This window comes from Aeromicrobium sp. (assembly GCF_036675695.1).
Taxonomy (GTDB): domain Bacteria; phylum Actinomycetota; class Actinomycetes; order Propionibacteriales; family Nocardioidaceae; genus Aeromicrobium.
Genome location: NZ_JAKFEL010000199.1, coordinates 1 through 18,566, shown reverse-complemented (window position 1 = coordinate 18,566; position 18,566 = coordinate 1). Strand labels below are relative to the sequence as shown.

The window sequence follows — 18,566 nt, the reverse complement described above, 5'->3', positions numbered from 1 at the left end:
GCCAGCCAGACACTGAGCGTGGAGCAACCCACCACACGGGGCGAGAACCCCGAGGAGGAACATGACGCGCATCGCGCTGCTGTCCACGTCCGACACCGACCTGCTGTCGGCCCGCTCAAGCGGCGCTGACTACGTGCTGGCCAACCCCTCGCGGCTAGACGTCGCCACCGAGCTGCCCCCGGTCATCGAAGGTGCCGACCTCATCGTCGTACGCATCCTCGGCACGGCGAGCTCGTGGCGCGACGGTCTCGACGCAGTGCTCGCCTCGGGCGCTCCGGTCGTCGTACTCGGTGGAGAGCAGACTCCCGACGCCGAGCTGATGAGTCACTCGACCGTTCCGGTCGGCACCGCCGCCGAGGCGCACCGCTACCTCGCGGAGGGTGGCCCAGCCAACCTCGGCCAGCTGCATGCCTTCCTGTCCGACACCGTCCTGCTGACCGGCATCGGCTTCGAGCCGCCCGCAGTCCTGGCGGAGTGGGGCGTCGCAGAGCGTCCGAACTCTCGGTGGTCGAGTGCCGCCGAGGGACGAGGCGGTGTATCGAGACCGCGCCCGCGCATCGGCGTCCTCTATTACCGAGCTCACGAGGCCTCCGGCAACAGCGGCTTCGCGCACCAGCTCGCCGATGCGATCGACGCGACCGGTGAGGCGTACGGCGTACCGATCTTCAGCTCGTCGTTGCGTGCAGCTCCGGACGCGTTGTTCACCGAGCTGGCGACACTTGATGCGCTGGTTGTCACGGTGCTCGCGGCCGGTGGCACCAAGCCCGGCACCGTCAGCGCCGGTGGCGATGACGAGGCGTGGGACGTCGAGCGCATGAAGGCTCTCGACATTCCGATCCTGCAAGGCCTCTGCCTGACCTCGAGTCGTGAGGACTGGGCGGCTTCGGACGACGGCGTCACGCCGCTCGACTCGGCCAGCCAGATCGCGATCCCCGAGTTCGACGGTCGCATCATCACCGCCCCGTTCTCGTTCAAGGAGATCGATGAGGACGGTCTGCCGCGCTACGTCGCCGACCCCGAGCGCTGCGCCCGGGTCGCTGGCATCGCCGTCGCCCACGCCCGCCTGCGCCATACGCCGCCAGCCGAGCGCAAGATCGTGCTGATGCTGTCGGCGTACCCGACCAAGCACAGCCGTGTCGGCAACGCGGTCGGCCTCGACACTCCGGTCTCGACGATCCGCCTGCTGCGCGAGATGCGCGACGCGGGCTACGACCTCGGCGCACCAGGCGCGATCCCCGGTCTTGAGCTCGACGACCTGACCGAGGCGGGTGACGCGCTGATCCACGCACTCATCGCGGCCGGTGGCCAGGACGAGGAGTGGCTCACCCAGGTGCAGCTGACCGAGAGCCACGTACGTATCCCCGCCGCGCAGTACGCGGGCTGGTTCGAGGGCTTCCACCCCGACCTGCGTGACGCGATGCTCGAGGCGTGGGGTCCCGCTCCCGGCAAGCTGTTCGTCACAGATCCGTCTGGGGATGGCCAGCAAGAAATCGTGCTCGCCACGATCCGGGCCGGCAACATCGTGCTGATGATCCAGCCGCCCCGCGGCTATGGCGAGAACCCCGTCGCGATCTATCACGATCCCGACATGGCGCCGTCGCACCACTACTTGGCTGCGTACCGCTGGGTGGAGCAGTCGTTCGGTGCTCACGCTGTCGTCCACCTCGGCAAGCACGGCTCGATGGAGTGGCTGCCCGGCAAGAACGCCGCACTGTCGGCGGCCTGCGGCACCGACGCCGCGATCGGCAACCTGCCGCTGATCTACCCGTTCCTCGTCAACGACCCGGGCGAGGGTGCGCAAGCCAAGCGCCGTGCGCATGCCACGATCGTCGATCACCTGATCCCGCCGATGGCTCGTGCCGAGTCGTACGGCGACATCGCCAAGCTCGAGCAGCTGCTCGACGAGTACGCCAACATCGCCGCAATGGACCCGGCCAAGCTGCCGGCGATCCGATCGCAGATCTGGACCCACATGCGCGCCGCGGAGATGCACCGCGACCTCGGCCTCGACGACATCCCGGACGAGGACGACTTCGACGACTTCATCTTCAACGTCGACGGGTGGCTGTGCGAGATCAAGGACGCGCAGATCCGCGACGGCCTGCACGTGCTCGGCCAGGCGCCGCAGGGCGAGGCGCGAGTCAACCTCGTGCTTTCGATCCTGCGTGCCAGCCAGATCTGGGGTGGCGAGACCGGAGCGGTTCCCGGCCTCCGCGCCGCGCTCGGTCTCAAGGACGGAGAAGCTACGGCCGCAATCGACAAGATCGAGGCTCAGGCCAGGGAGCTCATCCAGGCCATGGAAGCCGCCGACTGGGACGTGGCGATGGCTCGGACCCTCACTGACTCGCCCGAAGTCGGGCGAGTCCTCGAGTTCGCCGCCACCGAGGTCGTGCCGCGTCTCGCCAAGACCACCGACGAGCTTGACCACGTGCTGCACGCTCTCGAAGGCGGCTTCATCCCGGCCGGCCCGTCCGGCTCGCCGCTGCGTGGACTCGTCAACGTGCTGCCCACTGGACGCAACTTCTACACCGTCGACCCCAAGGCTGTTCCCTCTCGCCTCGCGTGGGAGACCGGCCGCGCGATGGCCGACTCGCTGATCGAGCGCCACCTCGCTGATACGGGTGAGTACCCGCGCTCGGTCGGAATCTCCGTATGGGGCACTTCAGCAATGCGTACGTCCGGCGATGACATCGCCGAGGTGCTCGCGCTAATTGGCGTCGAGCCTGAGTGGGATCCCGCGTCGCGCCGGGTCAACGGCCTGCGCGTCGTCCCGCTAGAAGAGCTGGGCCGTCCGCGCATCGATGTGACGGTGCGTATCTCCGGCTTCTTCCGCGACGCATTCCCCCACGTCATCGGCATCCTCGACGACGCCATCAGCCAGGTCGCCGGTCTCAATGAGCCTGACGACCAGAACTACGTACGCGCGCACGCTCAGGACGAGATGAACGACCACCGCGACTGGCGTCGGGCGACCACGCGAATCTTCGGGTCGAAGCCCGGCTCGTACGGTGCGGGCATCCTGCAGGTCATCGAGGCTGGCAACTGGCGTGACGACAAGGACCTCGCCGAGGTCTACACCGCGTGGGGCGGCTTCGCGTACGGCCGCGATCTCGACGGTGCACCGGCGGCCGACGACATGCGCGCCAACTATCGGCGCATCCAGGTCGCTGCCAAGAACATCGATACCCGCGAGCACGACATCGCCGACTCCGATGACTACTTCCAGTACCACGGCGGCATGATCGCGACCGTCCGAGCGCTGACCGGCTCCGACCCCAAGGCGTACGTCGGAGACTCGACGACCCCCGATGCCGTACGCACGCGGACCCTGCAGGAAGAGACGACGCGCGTGTTCCGAGCTCGTGTCGTCAACCCGCGGTGGATCGGTGCGATGCAGCGCCACGGCTACAAGGGCGCGTTCGAGCTCGCCGCGACAGTCGACTACCTCTACGGCTTCGATGCCACGACCGGTGTGGTCCACGACTGGATGTACGAAACCCTCGCCAACGAGTACGTGCTGGACGAGGTCAACCAAGAGTTCATGAAGAAGTCGAACCCCTGGGCGCTGCGCGGCATCATCGAGCGGCTCAATGAAGCGGCCGAACGCGACCTGTGGGCCGATCCAGATCCTGATGTGCTCGCCGCGATGCAGCAGGTCTACCTCGACATCGAGGGCGATTTGGAAGACAAGGCCTGATGCGGCGCATCCGCGTCATCGGCATCGGCCCGGGGGATCCGGATCAGGTGACGCTCGAGGCGGTCGCTGCGATGCACTCGGTGGCGTACTTCGTCGTCGCCGAGAAGGCCGCCGACGATCCGCTGCTCGCCGCTCGTCAGGCGCTGTTGGCGCGGCACGTTGGTCCCGACGCAAAGGTCATCGCCGTACGCGATCCCGAGCGCGATCGCGCTGACCCGGCGGACTATCAGGGTGCGGTCACCGACTGGCACGAAGCGCGAGCCGAGGCGTATGAGCGAGTGATTCTCGATCAGCCCGGTGACGTCGGCTTCCTCGTGTGGGGCGACCCGGCGTTCTACGACTCGACGATCCGCATCGTCGAGCGCATCCTCGCGCGCGGGAACATCGAGGCCGAGTGGGACGTCATACCCGGCATCTCGAGCCTCCAGCTGCTCGCCGCACGTCACCGCATCGTGCTGCACGAGATCGGTCAACCCATCACGGTCACGACGGCCCGGAAGCTTCGCGAGGCCGTCGACGCCGGAGCCGACAACATCCTGGTGATGCTCAGCGCGCGTCTGGAGCTGGACGGGCTCGAAGACTGGCAGATCTGGTGGGGCGCCAATCTCGGCACCGAGCACGAGGCGCTGGTTGCTGGTCGCGTCGGCGATGTTGTCGGCGAGATCGATGAGTCCCGAGTCGCTGTGAAGAACGCCGCCGGCTGGGTCATGGACGCCTACTTGTTACGTCGCTAGCAGCCGATGACCGCGCGGCCAGCGGCCGTGAGCGTACCGGCCACGGCCTTGGGAGTACGCCCGACGTAGCCCGCGACCATCGCGCCGTCGCGCAGCATCATCAGCTGGTCCGCCTTGGAGTCGACGTCGTCGACCCCGAGCTCGGTCAGCAGTTCGCCGAACTGGCTCACCAGCCACGTGCGGTGCTCCATGACGACGCGGTGCCCGGGGTGCTCGGGCTGTGACAGCTCGGCCGCGGCGTTGATGAACGGGCAGCCTCGAAAACCAGGAGTGCAGGCAAACGCTCCGAGCTCCTCGGCGTACCAGCGCAACACGCCAGCGGAATCACCGTCGAGCTCCGCACGTTTTTGCGTGAGTGCGTCTTCGACAGTTGCTACCTGCTGCATGAGGTAGGCGGTGATCAGATCGTCCTTGGTGGGGAAGTGCCGGTAGAACGTGACCTTGGAGACGCCCGCCTCGGCGATGAGCCGATCGGCGCTGACAGCGCGGATGCCGTCGGCGTAGTAGCGACGCGTCGCGGCATCCAGGATGCGTTCGCGTACGGGCGCTGCGGTGGTCGTCATCGTCACACTCCTTTGGGTTTGCCATGGTCCCACGATCGTGGTTTGATCGTAGTAGACGTACTAGTTAGTCTACATCAATCCAAGGAGCCCCACATGCCCGAGCAGATCCTCTACACCGCAGTTGCCACCTCGACCGGCGACGGCCGCAACGGACACGTACGTTCGACCGATGGCCTGATCGACACCGACGTCCGCTTCCCGGCCGAGCTCGGTGGCGCAGGTGGTGCGACCAACCCCGAGCAGCTGTTCGCTGCTGGCTATGCCGCGTGCTTCCACTCAGCGCTGAAGTCGAGCAAGTCCCAGCATGGCGTCGACGTCTCCGACTCCGCAGTCACCGCCGAGGTCGGCATCGGCCCGAACGGCCTGGGTGGATTCGGCCTCGCCGTCACGTTGCGCGTCGAGATGTCAGGTGTGTCGCAGGAAGACGCCGAGAAGGCCGTATCAGTCGCACACGAATGGTGCCCCTACTCCAACGCGACCCGCGGCAACATCGACGTCATCCTCGACGTCGAAGTCGCCTGAGGCTCAGTCCTCCGGGTCGACCGGCGGCGCGGCACCTTCGTGCTCGTCCCGGTCGGCCCACTCGAGCAACGGTGCGATGTTGAATGACGTCTGATCGATGCCCTCGTGGAGATCGCCGAGCTCGGCATACCGCTTCGGCACGGTGGCGATGGTGAAGTCGTGTGGGTCGACGTCATCGATCTCGTCCCAGCGGATCGGCGTCGAGACCCGACCATCGGGAAACCCACGTACTGAATAGGCGGCGGCGATCGTGTGGTCGCGGGCGTTCTGGTTGTAGTCGACGAACAAGTCGGTCGGGTCTCGGTCCTTGCGCCACCACGTCGTCGTCACGTCATCGGGTGCCCGTCGCTCCACCTCGCGCGCAAACGCGAGGGCAGCACGGCGTACGTCGGCGAAACCGTGATCTGGCGGGATGCGTACGTAGATGTGCAGGCCCGAACCTCCGGACGTCTTCGGGAAACCTGTCGCGCCGAGCTCGTCGAGCACTTCATGGGCAACATGAGCCACCCGGCGTACGGTTTCGAAGTCGCACTCGGGTCCCGGGTCGAGATCGATGCGCCACTCGTCGGGCTTCTCGACGTCGGCGCGACGACTGTTCCAGGGGTGGAACTCGACAGTCGACATCTGTACGGCCCAGATCACGGTGGCCAGCTCGGTCACACAGACTTCGTGGACGATTCGGTCGAAGCGCGGGAAGTGGATCGGCACCGTCTCGAGCCAGGGCGGTGCGCCGGGCGGCACCTTCTTCTGGTGCACCTTGTCGCCGGCCAGTCCCTTGGGGAACCGGTGCAGCATGCACGGACGCTCGTACAGAGCGTTGACGATGCCATCGCCCACCGCGAGGTAGTAGTCGATCAGGTCGAGCTTGGTCCACCCGTGCTCGGGGAAGTAGACGCGGTCAGGGTTGGTGACCCGCACGACCTTGTCGTCGACCTCGATCTCGATCGCCGGGGATGAGCTCGCCATGTGGCTACGCCGGAGGCTTGGCGCCGGTCGGGTTGGGGAACGCGATGGCGCCGGACTTGAGCACGCCTCGGGCGAGGGCGCGTACGCCGTCCTCGACGGTGATCGCTCGACCGGTCGCTTCCTTGTCCATGCCGGCGGCGCACACGCGGTCGGTGGCGTCCTCGATCTGCTTTCGCGCGGATGCTCCCGAATCGGTGATCGTGCCGTCGCTGTCGACCCAGCCGCGTGACGCGAGCTGCGCGTAGCCCGCGGCCCACTCGTCCTCGGTCCAGCCGCGCATCTTGCGCTGATCGCCCCCGATGAGACCGGCGGCTACCGCGAGAGTGTTCGCAGCCGGGCCGTCCAGACCCGCAGAAATGAGCACAGCGATGTGGCAGTCGCCCCGGTATTCGCGGATCACCGAGGCAGCCCACCACAGCAAGCCGATGTCGTCAGTGGGCCGTGGCAGTGAGGCGTGTGCGGCAGCGAGCGGCTTGCCGGCGAAGTTGAGTCCGTCGACGATGGCCGCGAGCTCCTTGGCGACCTTGCCGGCGTCGGCGTCCGCGGCTTCGATCCCGGGGGTCAGAGCATCACGAGCGAGGTTGAGCCGGGCAGTGAGGATGTCGTCGCGTGATGCCAAGGTCCAGGCGTCAGGAAGTGCCCGGCGCACCATGGTCGGAGCAAAGCCATGGAACGTCGCGATCACGAGCTCCGGCGAAGGCGTGCCGAGTGCGGCGGAGCGGGAGGCGAAGTAGCCCATCCAGTAGCCCTTGAGGCCGAGGACCTCGTAACGAGCCTTCGAGTCAGGCGAGAAGTAGACGACGTCGTGCAGCACCTCGACCGAGCGCCAGAACTTGGTATTCGACATGCAGGTGAGTATGCCCCAGCGGGTAGGGTCCGAGCCGTGACCGACAACACGCGCATCCTGCTCGCCTCCCGCCCCAACGGAGAACCAACCCACGACAACTTCAGCCTCGAGACGGCGCCAGTTCCGTCCCCGGGTGACGGCGAGGTGCTGCTCCGGACGATCTACCTGTCGCTTGATCCCTACATGCGGGGCCGCATGAACGACGCCAAGTCGTACGCCGCGCCGCAGCCACTCGGCGAGGTCATGCAAGGCGGCACAGTCGCCGAGGTGGTCGAGTCGAACGATCCGTCGTTGAGCCCGGGCGACTTCGTGCTCTCGTACCACGGTTGGCAGGCGTACGCCGTGCTGCCGGCGAAGTACGTACGCAAGCTGGACCCCGCCAGCGCCTCCATCTCGACGGCCGTTGGTGTGCTCGGCATGCCGGGCTTCACGGCATACGCGGGGTTGCTGCAGATCGGCAAGCCGCAGCCCGGCGAGACCGTCGTTGTCGCGGCAGCGGCCGGCCCGGTCGGCTCAGCCGTCGGCCAGATCGCGAAGATCAAGGGGGCACGCGCTGTCGGTATCGCCGGCGGTGCCGAGAAGGTCGCGTGGCTCACCGAGCTCGGCTTCGATGTCGCTCTGGACCACCGCTCGCCGACCTTCAAGGCCGATCTCAAGGCTGCTGTTCCTGACGGCATCGACGTGTACTTCGAGAACGTCGGCGGTCATGTCTGGGACGCCGTGCTCCCGCGCCTCAACACCTACGCCCGCGTGCCGGTCTGCGGACTCGTCGCCAGCTACAACGACACCGAGCTGCCGCCGGGCCCTGACCGCACGCCGTACCTGATGACCTCGATCCTGACCAAGAGCATCACGATGCGTGGCTTCATCCAGGACGAGTTCGTCAAGGCGCACTACAAGGACTTCCAGAACGATGTCGCTGGCTGGATCGCATCAGGCGAGCTGCGGCATCGGGAGGACATCGTCGCCGGCCTGGAGAATGCGCCCGAGGCATTCATTGGGCTGCTTACCGGAAAGAACTTCGGCAAGCTGCTCGTCCAGGTCGGCGACGACTCCAGCCGCTAGTTCAGCGTCATCCGGGGCTCACCCAGTGAACTGAGCCCATTGGCGCTGCGGGTGCAGGTGCCGCCCTTGGGGACACCGGCGTTGTAGGCCTGACGTACACAGGACCGGGTCGCCAGTTGACCCCAGTAGTTCGGGTGCAGTGACTCCTGGATGTAGTACGGGCTGCTGCCGGCCGTCGTGACGGTACGGATCTGGTTGACCCACTCGGTCCGGTCGACTGCCGTCGACTGGGTCCAAGAGCTGAGGCCGACCTCTTCGTACAGACCCACCGTGTTCTCGCACAGACGGCGACCGTTGAACGCCGACGACAGGTTCAGCGTCTTGGTGTTGGTCAGGCCGGACTGGGTGATGGCACCGGCAACCGCGTTGTTGATGGTCGGCAGCGCGGTGGCGTTGGCCCAGTTGGCATCTGCGTTCCAGAAGCCGCACCCGCCGGTGTTCTGGCGGGAGTAGCCGCTCTCGCTGTAGCGGATGCCCGAGCCGTTGGGGAGCGGGGACGGGTAGTTCTGGACGAGCAGCGTCCAAGAGTTGTCGGCGTACCCGGCATTGCGCATCGCGGTGCGGATGTTGATGAACGCATTGGAGATGCGGGTCTTCATGGTCGAAACATTCGAGCTGGTGAAGTTTGCTTTGACGCTGCTGTCGTCGTAGCAGTAGTCCTTCCACCAGGTCGGCGAGCCGAGGAAGTCGACGACGCAGGACTGGACGACGCTGGCGAAGTTGAAGTCGTTGCCGCCGATCGAGACCGCGACCATCTTGACGTTGTGGGTTGCCGCGAACTGCTGGAGTGCCTTGGCCTGGCCGATCTTGCCGGCGCCGTTGTCATAGAAGTCGAGGCCGGGCTTGAAGTAGGAGCCGCCCGCGTCGGTCGCGGTCTTGGCACCCGAGCACGCCAGGTTGACGCTGCTGACGCCGCCACCGATCTTGATCTCGGCACTCTTGCTGCGGTGGCACCGCTCGATCGTCTCGGCGTTGTTGGCGGCGTTGTCGAAGTACGCAGTACTGCCCAGGGCGTCGGCGGAAGCCGAGTTGCTGTTGGAGGAGCCGGCCCAACGTCCTGCCTCGCCGGAAATGTACGAGTCGCCGACGGACGCAACCCACGGCGTGCCAACGCCTGGGCCGTCCGCATGGGCGGGTATCTGGACCAGCGTCAGTCCGATGAGTGAGAGCGTGAGCGCGCCCGCAAAGGTACGGGCTCGGGTGACCACCGACATGCAATCCTCCTGGGATAGGGCCTCCCGCCCGGACTGAACGTAGTGGCCTACGTCACATTTGGGAAGGATCTGCCCTCCGCGAGTTGACCTGGAGTGCACTCCAGGGTGAATGCTGAAGTCATGACCGTGACCGCCAATCAATTGCCGAGTGGCCCCGCTGAGGGACTGACGATCAGCGCCGCAGCTGTTGCGAGCGGGCTCACCGTCGACACCCTCCGTTACTACGAGAAGGAGGGGCTCACCCTCCAGCCGCCCGGGCGCTCGTCGTCGGGGCAGCGCCGGTATGCCGAGAGCGACGTTCGCTGGCTCGGCACGCTGGTGATGTTGCGCAAGACCGGGATGCCGATCCGCGACATCCGCCGCTTCGTCGATCTCTACCGGATCGAGGGCAGCGAGTCCGACCGGTTGGCGATTCTCGAGACGCACCGCGAACACGTACGTGAACAGCTCCGCGAGGTGCAGACACATCTCGAGGCCATTGACCGCAAGATCGACTTCTACAACGCAAAGGTGATGAACAAGTGAAGACCACAGCATGGGGAAACCAAGGCCTCCAGGCCAGCGTCGAGGGACTCGGCGCGATGGGCATGTCGGCGTTCTACGGCGCCCGGGACGACGAGGAGTCGACCGCAACCCTCAATCGCGCGCTCGACCTCGGTGTCTCGATGATCGACACCGCCGAGATCTATGGACCGTTCCTCAACGAGCAGCTCATCGGCCGGGCGATTGGCAGCCGCCGCGACGAGTACGCGCTGGCCACGAAGTTCTCTCGCGAGGTTGGCGACGACGGTTCGATCGGTCCGCCGAACGGAGGTGCTGCCTACGCGCGCAAGGCGCTCGAGCGCTCGCTGCGCAACCTGGACATGGAGACGATCGATCTCTACTACCTGCACCGCGTCGATCCCAACACCCCGATCGAGGAGACCGTTGGCGCGATGGCGGAGTTCGTCAAGGAGGGCAAGGTGCGCTATCTCGGCCTGTCTGAAGCCGCGCCCGAGACGATCCGCAAGGCCCACGCCGTACACCCGATCACCGCGGTGCAGACGGAGTACTCGCTGTTCGAGCGCAGCCCTGAGGTCAACGGTGTGCTCGACACGACCCGCGAGCTTGGGATCGAGTTCGTCGCCTACTCACCTCTCGGCCGTGGGGTACTCACAGGTGCGATCGCATCGGCTGACGAGCTGGATGAGGACGATTTCCGGCGCCACAGCCCGCGCTTCGCGAGCGACAATCTGACGGCCAATCTCACGGTTGTCGACAAGGTGCGGGCATTGGCCGGGGTCAAGGGTGTGACGCCTGGTCAGCTCGCGTTGGCTTGGGTCCTGCATCAGGAAGGCGTCGTGACGATCCCCGGCACCAAGCGTCGTACGTATCTTGAGGAGAACGTCGCCGCCGTCGATGTCGAGCTGACCGCGGGTGACGTGGCTGCGCTCGAAGAGGCTGCACCGGTCGGCGTCGCCGCCGGTGAGCGCTACCCCGAGGCTGGCATGCAGCAGGTCAACCTCTGAGCTAGCCCTTCGCGTGTGCGAGGACCCAGTCGAGCAACGGCTGGGCCTCGCGCCAGTCGGCTCGTACGCGATCGAGCAGCTCGGGTGTGTGGATGAATGGCTCGAAGCCGTAGTTCTTGCCCAGTGTCATCGACTTGTGTCGCAGCAGCTCAATGCGCGGATGGTCGGCGTCGTATCCACGAGGTGATGTCTTGAGCTTGTCGCCGCCCAGCTCCCAACCCGCTGACTGTGCAGTCAGCAAAATGGCTTCGAGCTCGGGTCCATGGCGGTCATGGACAATTGCCTCGCGCACGCTCGCCAGGCGTGCTGTCGACGCTTCGTAGAAGCCCGCGCCCACCCGGACCCCTGGCGCGCCGACCTGCACGTACCAACCGGTCGACGGTCCTGCGGCAACGAACGCACCCTGGGCTGTCTTGTACGGCGTCTTGTCCTTGGCGAACCGGACGTCGCGGTATGGCCTGAACACCTTGCCTTCACCGAACTCGTCGCTGAGCTCCGCCATCAGCGCCTTCATGGGGGCCGCGACCTCGGTGTCGTACGTCTGGCGGTGCGCTTCCCAGAACGTCTTGGTGTTGTCCATCTCGAGGTCGTCATAGAAGTCGAGCGCAGCCGCAGAGAACCCGGTGAACATGGTTCGAGATTACGTGGGGGGAATCAGGTCGCCGAACAGGGCGGTGAGCGAGGACTCGACCTGGGCGCGCGTGGCCGCCGGGTCGTCGGAGTGAGCGATGAGAAGGGCGCCCTCGACGACGGCGCTCAGTACGAGCTGTGCGAGCAGCGGCGCCGGACGTGAGTCGTCGACGGCTGGAGACTCCGCGAGCAACGCAATCAGGAGCCCGAGGCCGTACTGCGCCTCGAGCTCTCGCCAGGTCTGCCAGCCGAGAACCGCCGGGGCGTCGGTCAGGGCGATCTGGCGTACCTCGGCGCGGTCGCAGATGTCGAGGAATGCGGACAGTGCGCGGGGGAGCAGGTCCTCGTCACCGCCAGCAGCGACCATGTCCGCGAGCTCCTGGGTGATGCCCACCTCGACCTGCTCGAACACAGCACGAAACAAGCCGCGCTTGTCGCCGTAGTGATGGTGCAGCGCTCCCCGGGTGACTCCTGCAGCTCGTACGATCTCGTCGGCGGACACCGCCGCGAACCCGCGCTCAGCGAACAGCGGCCGCGCCGCGTCGAGCAGCGCGGTCTGCGTCGCCAGGCGGCGATCTTCCTGACTAGGCGCCAACGCGAGCCACGAACTCGACGATGTGAGCTGCAAGCTCCGCCGGCTGATCCTCGGAGATGAACGTGTATGAGTCGGCGATCTCGACGATCGTGGCGTTGGGCAGCTTTTCGGCCAGGCGGTGGGCCAGTGACAGCGGGAACAGCTTGTCCTCGGTCGCCCACGCCAGCAGGACCGGCTTGTCGAACGCCGGGAGCTTCTCGGCAGCCTCGAACGTGTGCCGCTTGCTCACGGTCTTGAGGAACCGTGCCAGATCCTTGCGAATGGCCCGGTTGTGACGGCTCGGGCCGAGGTACGACCTGACAGTCTCCGGCGCGATGGGGCGTTTCGACACCCAACCGAACGTGATCGGCAGGCGCTGCATGAACTTGGGTCGGATCACCTGGGTCAGTGCCGCCATGGAACCCGGTGCCTTGGCGAGCTTGGGCAGGAGGGCGAACGCCGGCGGGAAGAACCGCTCGAACGCATCGCACGTCGCGAGCACGACACCGCCGATGCGTTCAGGGTGGCGTGTCATGAGGATCTGGGTGATCGCGCCACCGGTGTCGTTGGCGACGATGGTGACGTCCGTGAGGTCCAGCTTCTCGAGGAAAGCCGCGATCAGGTCGGCTACGCCAGGCGGTGTCAGGTCGGCGTCCGGCATGGGGATCGAGTGTGAGCCGAGCGGCCAATCGACGGTGTACGTGTGCAGTCCAGCCTCGACGGCAGCGGGCACGACGTTGCGCCACAGATCGGCGTTGACCAGCAGGCCGTGGACGAAGACCACGACGCGGCCTTCGACGGCGCCGTTCTCGAAGTAGCGGACCGTGCCAGAGCCGAGATCGACCTCGTGCACGACGCCGAGAGCTTCAGGGCGGGTTATGGGAGTCATGGGAGCAACATACATACGGAATGTATGTATGTCCAGACCCCCACCCACCGTGATTCGCGGTGATCAGGCAGAGATCGTGGAACGAGTTTCGAGCACTGCCTTGCGCAACTCGCCGTAGGCGTTCTCGACACCCGTGCGAAGTGTTTCGGCCACGCTCGTCGCGGTGTCAGCCGTGTCCTCAAACTGTGACCTCGCGTCGATCCACGTGTTGCGAAGCTGATCCATCAACGGGGCAAGCTTGCTGTTCGCCTCCATTGCGCCGAGGTGGATCTGGACCTCAAGATCGTCGATCCTGGCCTTCCACTGCTCGACCTGTGCGTCGGCGAGCTGCTTGTTGAGGGCAGCCTGCTTGGTCTGGAGGGTCTTGATCTTGCCCTCCAGGGCGGTGATGCGTTCGTTGGTATCCATGGCCTCAGCGTCGCTCAACGCAAGGTGACGAGACAGAGCCCAAGGTCCCCGAACTGGCATCGGATACGGGACTTTCGACCACTGGCGCGACGCGTAGAAGATCGTGAAGGATGGGCACCAGGAAGCCAGGAGGCCACGATGACTGCGACGAAGGTGGACCTCAAGCGCGAGCTCGGCACGCTGTATGCGCCTGGCCACGACCCTGTGCTGGTCGACGTACCCGAGTTCCCCTTCCTGATGATCGACGGTCACGGTGATCCGAACACGTCACCCCTCTACGCGGAGGCAGTCCAGGCGGTCTATCAGGTTGCCTACACGCTCAAGTTCACGATCAAGCGTTCAGAGGAGGGCATCGACTTCGCAGTCATGCCTTTGGAAGGCCTGTGGTGGATGCCCGACATGAGGACGTTCTCCGCAGAGGACAAGTCACAGTGGGACTGGACGATGATGATTCGGCAGCCCGAGATGGTCACGCCCGAGATGGTCTCCCGGGCGAAGGACGCCGTCGCTGCCAAGCATCCGTCCGAGGCGGTCGCACGCGTACGCCTTGAGCACTTCGCCGAGGGCGAAGCCGCGCAGGTCCTGTACGTCGGCCCCTACGCCGACGAGGGACCGACGATCCAGCATCTGCACGAGTTCATCGAACGAGAGCACCTCACGTTGCGCGGCAAGCACCATGAGATCTATCTCGGCGATCCGCGCCGAGCGGCTCCTGAGAAGCTGAAGACGATAATTCGCCAACCCGTCGAGCGGTGACCGATCGGCTCAGGGAACGATGAGCACCTTGCCGGTCGCCCGTCGCTCGTCGAGGGTGAGCAGCGCCTGCGTTGCATCCTCCAGCGAGAACGTCGGCCCGACGACAGGCTGAAGGGCACCGCTCTCGAGATGCGGCAGCATGGCGGCCCACTCCTTCGCGATGTGACCGGGGCGGCTGAAAACGTACGCACCCCAGCCGACGCCAACCACTGCAACGTTGTTGAGCAATAGGCGATTGACCTTGACGGTCGGGATCTCACCGGCGGTGAACCCAATGACCAGCAACCGGCCATCGTCCTTCAGGCAGCGCAGGGAGTCGGTGAACCGGTCGCCGCCGACCGGGTCGACGACGATGTCGACTCCGCCCTGGGCCTTCACCGCGTCCTTGAATCCGTCGGCCAGCACGAACTCGTCCGCACCGGCCTCGAGTGCGACGGCACCCTTCTCAGGAGTCGACGTCACGGCGATGACCCGGGCGGCGCCAAACGCCTTGGCAATCTGGATTGCCGCCGTACCGACGCCACCGGCAGCGCCCTGAACCAGCACAGACTCGCCCTCCTGCAGCTGACCGCGCTCGACCAGGGCGAAGTACGCCGTGCCGTAATTGAAGATGATCGATGCGCCTTGCTCGTACGACAGGCCGTCCGGGAGCTTGAACGTCGTCTCGAGCGGTGCGACAGCCTCTTCGGCGAAGCCGCCAAGGACGCAGAGAGAGGCGACTCGGTCGCCGGGGGAGAATCCGGATCCTTCTGGCGCGCTGATGATCTCACCGGCGATCTCGGCTCCCGGGGTGAACGGAAGATCGGGCTTCATCTGGTAGAGACCGCGGCTCTGGAGCACCTCGGGGAAGGCGACTCCTGCTGCACGCACGCGGATCAGGACCTGGTCGTTGCCAGCCTCTGGGCTGGGAAGGTCGTTGACCTCAAGTGCGGATGGGCCGTCGAGTGTCGTGATCTGCACAGCTTTCATGGCCGCGACACTACCGCAGCACTAAGCGCACGCTTAGGGCTCTCGCATACGGTTGCTGCATGCGTAGCGACTCCTTCGACGAGCGACTTCTGCGCTGGATTGATGGTCACCGAGTCGATGTCCTGACCTCGCTCTCGAAGGCGTTGATGAATCTGAGCGACTCCTCCTGGTTCTGGGTGGCGGTGAGCCTTGCCGGGCTGGCAGTGGTCATCCTGCTACGGGCGTGGCGAATCGGTTTGGCAGTCGCGCTGGTGAGCTATCTCGGCGGGTTCGTCGCGGCACAGCTGAAGGAGGCGTTCGAGCGCCCTCGTCCGACCTTCCCCGACGCACTGGTTGAGGTGGAGGGCTACGCCATGCCGTCCAGCCACGCCTGCTTCACCATGGCAGTTTCGATCACTCTTCTTCTCGTGATCGAGTGGAGGTCTCGTCGCACGTTCGTTCTCTGTGCGACCGGGCTGGCATTCGTCCAGCTGTTGATTGGCGTCGCGATGGTCTACCTCGGCGCCCATTGGGCGACTGATGTGTTCGCCGGATGGGCTCTCGGCATTCCGATCGGGCTGCTGTGCGGACTGGTGTTCAGGAAACGCGAGCGGTCAGCTTGACCGGTGCCTTGTCGCCCGGGACGTTCGTGATGTTGCGCAGCTTGTTGGGTGCGACCGCGGGAGCCTCCACCGAGTAGCGCTGCAGCACCTCGCGCAGAACGACCGTGCCCTCCATCAACGAGAACGCGGCACCGATGCATCGGCGTACGCCTCCGCCGAACGGGATCCAGGTGTTGGGTGCGATCTTGCCGACCAAGAACCGCTCGGGATCGAAGCGGTGTGAGTCGGCGAAGTTCGCCTCGCGACTGTGCGACAGCATGATCGACGGAGTGACGGTCGTCCCCTTGCGGAGGAGTCGGCCGCAGACGACCTGGTCGCTCTGCAGTGTGCGGGCGACGAAGTCGATGATCGGATGGATGCGCATGCCTTCCTTGAGGCAGGCCTCGAGATACGCATCGTCACCGTTGTCGGCGGCTTCGAGGGCCTTGGCCAGGATCTCGGGGTGGCGGCCGAGCTCGTGCAGCGTCCAGGACAGCGCTGATGCCGTGGTCTCGTGTCCGGCGAGCAGCAAGGTCACGAGCTGGTCACGCATCTCGGCATCCGAGAGCGGGGCCTCATCGGTCTCGTCGCCGACCCGCAGCAGACGTGAGAGTACGTCGTCGCGTCCCTCGAGGTCATGAGCCTGACGACGCTCCGCGATCTCGGCGTACAGGATGTCGTCGACTGCCTTCTGGTTCTTGAAGTAGCCGCGCCACGGAGGAAGCGCGAAGAGCCTCGGATATGACCAGGCCAGCAGCATCTTGGCCTCGATGTTGACCATCCTGTTGACCTTGGGACGGAGCACCGCAAGACGCTCCTCGTCGGTCACGCCGAAGACCACTTGCAAGATGACGTCGAGCGTCACCGCGTTCATGCGGTCGAGGGTGAGCAGCTTGTCACCGTCGCGCCAGGAGTCGACCTCGATCTTGGCGATCGCCTCGACGAGAGGCTGGTATGCGCGCATCGACGGACCAGTGAACGCCGGCATCAGCAGCTTGCGAGCACGCTGGTGCTCGGCGTCGTCGGTCACCAGCACCGAGTGGGGGCCCATGACCGGCTTGAGGATCATGTTGCCCTCGCCGGCATGGAACTGCGATGGGTCGGAAGCGAAGATCTCCTTGATGTCAGCCGGATCGCTGAACACCACGAGCTTGCGAGGGCCAGGCAGGATCCGCATCAGGAACGTGTCGCCGTACTTCTCGTGAAGCGGCGGGACGTACTTGTAGCGGTTGCGCAGGAAGCGCCACGTCGACAACCATGCCGGCCATTTCGGGCCATCCGGGAAGTCGTAGGTGGGCTTCTCGCTCATGTCAGGCAGCCTTCTCCCACTCGAAGTCCTTGGCTTCGACCTTGCGGGTCTCCCACCAGTACTGGAACGTGAACTTCGGCCAGATCGTACGGTTCTTGCCATGGCTGTCGAGGTACCAGCTGGTGCAGCCGCCCTGGGTCCAGATGCCCTTCTCGACGAGCTTCTGGATCTCCTTGTTGAACTCGGTCTGCGCTGGCAGCGTCGCCTCAGCGGCGACCGCTCCGCGCTTGTCCATCTCGTCGAGCATTTTGACGATGTACTTCGTCTGCTGCTCGATCATGAAGACCACCGAGTTGTGGCCGAGAGCCGTGTTGGGGCCGAGCATGAAATAGAGGTTCGGGAAGCCATGGATCGTCATGCCCATGTACGTCTCGGTGCCGTGCTCACGGAACTGGTCGGCGAGGTTGACGCCGTCCTTGCCCTTGACGTCGAGGTAGTCGAACGCATCGATCACGTGGAAGCCGGTGCCGTAGATGATGATGTCGGCCTCATGCTTCAGCCCGTTGGCATCGATCACGCCGTCCTTGACGATCTCGGCGACACCGTCGGTGCTGAGCGTGACGTTGTCACGCAGGAACGTCGGGTAGTAGGTGTTGGACTGCAGCACGCGCTTGCAGCCGAGGCGGTAGTCAGGCGTCAGCTTGGCGCGCAGCTCCGGATCGGGGATCTTCTTGGCGAGGTAGCGCTTCACGATCTTCTCGGCGACCGGGAGGATCTTGACGTGCCCGTTGAAGCCAATGGCACGTGCCTCGAGAGCCCAGTAGAGGGCGTTGCGGTAGGCCCGCGTCGCGCCGGGGACCTTGGCGAAGACCTTCTTGCGCCACTCGGGGGTCGGCTTGTCCTTCTTGGGCAGCACCCACGCGGGGGTGCGCTGGAAGACCGTGAGGTGGCCGACTTCCTGGGCGATGATCGGGATGAACTGAATCGCGCTGGCGCCCGTTCCGATGACGACGACCTTCTTGTCCTTGAGGTCGACCGTGTGGTCCCAGCCTGCTGAGTGGAACTTGGGGCCTTCGAAGGAATCGGCGCCCTTGATCTCCGGGACGTTCGGGATGTGGAGGCCGCCGACGCCGGCGATCACGACGCGAGCCTCGTAGTCCTCACCGTTGGTCTTGACGGTCCAGACCTTGCGGTCCTCGTCCCAGGTTGCGCCAGTGACCTCGACGCCGAAGGTGATGTAGGGGCGGATGCCCTTCTCGTCGGCAACCTTGCGCATGTAGGCCCAGATCTCTTCCTGGCCCGAGAAGCTCTTGCTCCACTCGTTGTTGAGCTCGTACGAGAACGAGTACATGTGGCTGGGGATGTCGCACTCGCAGCCGGGGTAGGTGTTGTCG

Annotated in this window: 19 protein-coding genes; 8 read left to right on the top strand and 11 right to left on the bottom strand. The window is 65.4% G+C overall.

The features are described from left to right. Positions 1-61 precede the first annotated feature (61 nt). Complete coding sequence (gene cobN / locus V6M39_RS12835; RefSeq protein ID WP_332644208.1) at positions 62-3,697, top strand: cobaltochelatase subunit CobN; 3,636 nt, start codon at positions 62-64, stop codon at positions 3,695-3,697. Continuing rightward, on the top strand, positions 3,697-4,431 hold the full coding sequence (gene cobF, locus V6M39_RS12830) for a precorrin-6A synthase (deacetylating) (protein WP_332644207.1): 735 nt from the start codon (positions 3,697-3,699) through the stop codon (positions 4,429-4,431). The genes cobN and cobF overlap by 1 nt, the downstream gene beginning before the upstream one ends. Here cobF and V6M39_RS12825 read toward each other — a convergent pair. Beyond that, positions 4,428-4,994, bottom strand: a complete 567-nt coding sequence (locus V6M39_RS12825) for a TetR/AcrR family transcriptional regulator (RefSeq protein WP_332644206.1) — start codon at positions 4,992-4,994, stop codon at positions 4,428-4,430. The genes cobF and V6M39_RS12825 overlap by 4 nt on opposite strands. Positions 4,995-5,087: 93 nt before the next feature. On the opposite strand from V6M39_RS12825, the gene V6M39_RS12820 reads away from it, so the two are divergent. Then, a complete protein-coding gene (locus V6M39_RS12820; protein WP_332644205.1) occupies positions 5,088-5,516 on the top strand; it encodes an organic hydroperoxide resistance protein in 429 nt (142 codons plus the stop codon). A 3-nt stretch (positions 5,517-5,519) separates the two neighbouring features. On the opposite strand, the gene ligD is transcribed toward V6M39_RS12820, so the two are convergent. Together ligD and V6M39_RS12810 are read right to left on the bottom strand one after the other, a co-directional pair. Continuing rightward, positions 5,520-6,482 carry a non-homologous end-joining DNA ligase gene (ligD, locus tag V6M39_RS12815; RefSeq protein WP_332644204.1) on the bottom strand — a complete coding sequence of 321 codons (963 nt, stop codon included), beginning with the start codon at positions 6,480-6,482 and terminating at the stop codon, positions 5,520-5,522. Positions 6,483-6,486: 4 nt separating this feature from the next. Further along, the gene (locus V6M39_RS12810; protein ID WP_332644203.1) at positions 6,487-7,329 is read right to left on the bottom strand and encodes an SCO6745 family protein; all 843 of its coding nucleotides are present in this window, start codon (positions 7,327-7,329) and stop codon (positions 6,487-6,489) included. A 36-nt stretch (positions 7,330-7,365) separates the two neighbouring features. Here V6M39_RS12810 and V6M39_RS12805 point away from each other — a divergent pair, with 36 nt between their 5' ends. Beyond that, positions 7,366-8,394 carry an NADP-dependent oxidoreductase gene (locus V6M39_RS12805; RefSeq protein ID WP_332644202.1) on the top strand — a complete coding sequence of 343 codons (1,029 nt, stop codon included), beginning with the start codon at positions 7,366-7,368 and terminating at the stop codon, positions 8,392-8,394. Here the strand turns inward: V6M39_RS12805 and V6M39_RS12800 are convergent. Continuing rightward, entirely contained in the window at positions 8,391-9,608 is a 1,218-nt protein-coding gene (locus tag V6M39_RS12800) for a hypothetical protein (protein WP_332644201.1), read from the bottom strand. The genes V6M39_RS12805 and V6M39_RS12800 overlap by 4 nt on opposite strands. 120 nt (positions 9,609-9,728) lie before the next feature. Here V6M39_RS12800 and V6M39_RS12795 point away from each other — a divergent pair, with 120 nt between their 5' ends. Together V6M39_RS12795 and V6M39_RS12790 are read left to right on the top strand one after the other, a co-directional pair. Continuing rightward, positions 9,729-10,133: a MerR family transcriptional regulator gene (locus V6M39_RS12795; protein ID WP_332644200.1), complete on the top strand. Its 405-nt coding sequence runs from the start codon at positions 9,729-9,731 to the stop codon at positions 10,131-10,133. Next, positions 10,130-11,116, top strand: coding sequence for an aldo/keto reductase (locus V6M39_RS12790; protein WP_332644199.1), 987 nt, complete (start codon positions 10,130-10,132; stop codon positions 11,114-11,116). Before V6M39_RS12795 ends, V6M39_RS12790 begins: the two co-directional genes overlap by 4 nt. Position 11,117: 1 nt before the next feature. On the opposite strand, the gene V6M39_RS12785 is transcribed toward V6M39_RS12790, so the two are convergent. From V6M39_RS12785 to V6M39_RS12770, 4 genes are all read right to left on the bottom strand, one after another. Next, positions 11,118-11,747, bottom strand: coding sequence for a DUF2461 domain-containing protein (locus V6M39_RS12785; protein ID WP_332644198.1), 630 nt, complete (start codon positions 11,745-11,747; stop codon positions 11,118-11,120). Between the two features lie 9 nt (positions 11,748-11,756). Next, on the bottom strand, positions 11,757-12,341 hold the full coding sequence (locus V6M39_RS12780) for a TetR/AcrR family transcriptional regulator (protein ID WP_332644197.1): 585 nt from the start codon (positions 12,339-12,341) through the stop codon (positions 11,757-11,759). Further along, a complete protein-coding gene (locus tag V6M39_RS12775; RefSeq protein WP_332644196.1) occupies positions 12,331-13,209 on the bottom strand; it encodes an alpha/beta fold hydrolase in 879 nt (292 codons plus the stop codon). The genes V6M39_RS12780 and V6M39_RS12775 overlap by 11 nt, the downstream gene beginning before the upstream one ends. A 63-nt stretch (positions 13,210-13,272) precedes the next feature. Beyond that, complete coding sequence (locus V6M39_RS12770) at positions 13,273-13,617, bottom strand: hypothetical protein (RefSeq protein ID WP_332644195.1); 345 nt, start codon at positions 13,615-13,617, stop codon at positions 13,273-13,275. 138 nt (positions 13,618-13,755) lie between these two features. On the opposite strand from V6M39_RS12770, the gene V6M39_RS12765 reads away from it, so the two are divergent. Then, a complete protein-coding gene (locus V6M39_RS12765) occupies positions 13,756-14,373 on the top strand; it encodes a GyrI-like domain-containing protein (protein WP_332644194.1) in 618 nt (205 codons plus the stop codon). A 9-nt stretch (positions 14,374-14,382) separates the two neighbouring features. Here V6M39_RS12765 and V6M39_RS12760 read toward each other — a convergent pair whose 3' ends face one another. Then, positions 14,383-15,342, bottom strand: coding sequence for an NADPH:quinone oxidoreductase family protein (locus V6M39_RS12760; RefSeq protein WP_332644193.1), 960 nt, complete (start codon positions 15,340-15,342; stop codon positions 14,383-14,385). A gap of 59 nt (positions 15,343-15,401) precedes the next feature. On the opposite strand from V6M39_RS12760, the gene V6M39_RS12755 reads away from it, so the two are divergent. Beyond that, complete coding sequence (locus tag V6M39_RS12755; protein WP_332644192.1) at positions 15,402-15,944, top strand: phosphatase PAP2 family protein; 543 nt, start codon at positions 15,402-15,404, stop codon at positions 15,942-15,944. On the opposite strand, the gene V6M39_RS12750 is transcribed toward V6M39_RS12755, so the two are convergent. Further along, complete coding sequence (locus V6M39_RS12750) at positions 15,919-17,232, bottom strand: cytochrome P450 (protein WP_332644191.1); 1,314 nt, start codon at positions 17,230-17,232, stop codon at positions 15,919-15,921. The two genes, V6M39_RS12755 and V6M39_RS12750, sit on opposite strands and share 26 nt — an antisense overlap. A gap of 1 nt (position 17,233) precedes the next feature. After that, a partial coding sequence (locus V6M39_RS12745) for a flavin-containing monooxygenase (RefSeq protein WP_332644190.1) occupies positions 17,234-18,566 on the bottom strand: 1,333 nt, incomplete at its 5' end.

Bases quoted from the DNA above. Each gene is read 5' to 3' on its own strand.
- cobN (WP_332644208.1), top strand. From the start codon at position 62: ATGACGCGCATCGCGCTGCTGTCCACGTCCGACACCGACCTGCTGTCG.
- cobF (WP_332644207.1), top strand. From the start codon at position 3,697: ATGCGGCGCATCCGCGTCATCGGCATCGGCCCGGGGGATCCGGATCAG.
- V6M39_RS12825 (WP_332644206.1), bottom strand. From the start codon at position 4,994: ATGACGACCACCGCAGCGCCCGTACGCGAACGCATCCTGGATGCCGCG.
- V6M39_RS12820 (WP_332644205.1), top strand. From the start codon at position 5,088: ATGCCCGAGCAGATCCTCTACACCGCAGTTGCCACCTCGACCGGCGAC.
- ligD (WP_332644204.1), bottom strand. From the start codon at position 6,482: ATGGCGAGCTCATCCCCGGCGATCGAGATCGAGGTCGACGACAAGGTC.
- V6M39_RS12810 (WP_332644203.1), bottom strand. From the start codon at position 7,329: ATGTCGAATACCAAGTTCTGGCGCTCGGTCGAGGTGCTGCACGACGTC.
- V6M39_RS12800 (WP_332644201.1), bottom strand. From the start codon at position 9,608: ATGTCGGTGGTCACCCGAGCCCGTACCTTTGCGGGCGCGCTCACGCTC.
- V6M39_RS12795 (WP_332644200.1), top strand. From the start codon at position 9,729: ATGACCGTGACCGCCAATCAATTGCCGAGTGGCCCCGCTGAGGGACTG.
- V6M39_RS12785 (WP_332644198.1), bottom strand. From the start codon at position 11,747: ATGTTCACCGGGTTCTCTGCGGCTGCGCTCGACTTCTATGACGACCTC.
- V6M39_RS12775 (WP_332644196.1), bottom strand. From the start codon at position 13,209: ATGACTCCCATAACCCGCCCTGAAGCTCTCGGCGTCGTGCACGAGGTC.
- V6M39_RS12770 (WP_332644195.1), bottom strand. From the start codon at position 13,617: ATGGATACCAACGAACGCATCACCGCCCTGGAGGGCAAGATCAAGACC.
- V6M39_RS12765 (WP_332644194.1), top strand. From the start codon at position 13,756: ATGACTGCGACGAAGGTGGACCTCAAGCGCGAGCTCGGCACGCTGTAT.
- V6M39_RS12760 (WP_332644193.1), bottom strand. From the start codon at position 15,342: ATGAAAGCTGTGCAGATCACGACACTCGACGGCCCATCCGCACTTGAG.
- V6M39_RS12755 (WP_332644192.1), top strand. From the start codon at position 15,402: ATGCGTAGCGACTCCTTCGACGAGCGACTTCTGCGCTGGATTGATGGT.
- V6M39_RS12750 (WP_332644191.1), bottom strand. From the start codon at position 17,232: ATGAGCGAGAAGCCCACCTACGACTTCCCGGATGGCCCGAAATGGCCG.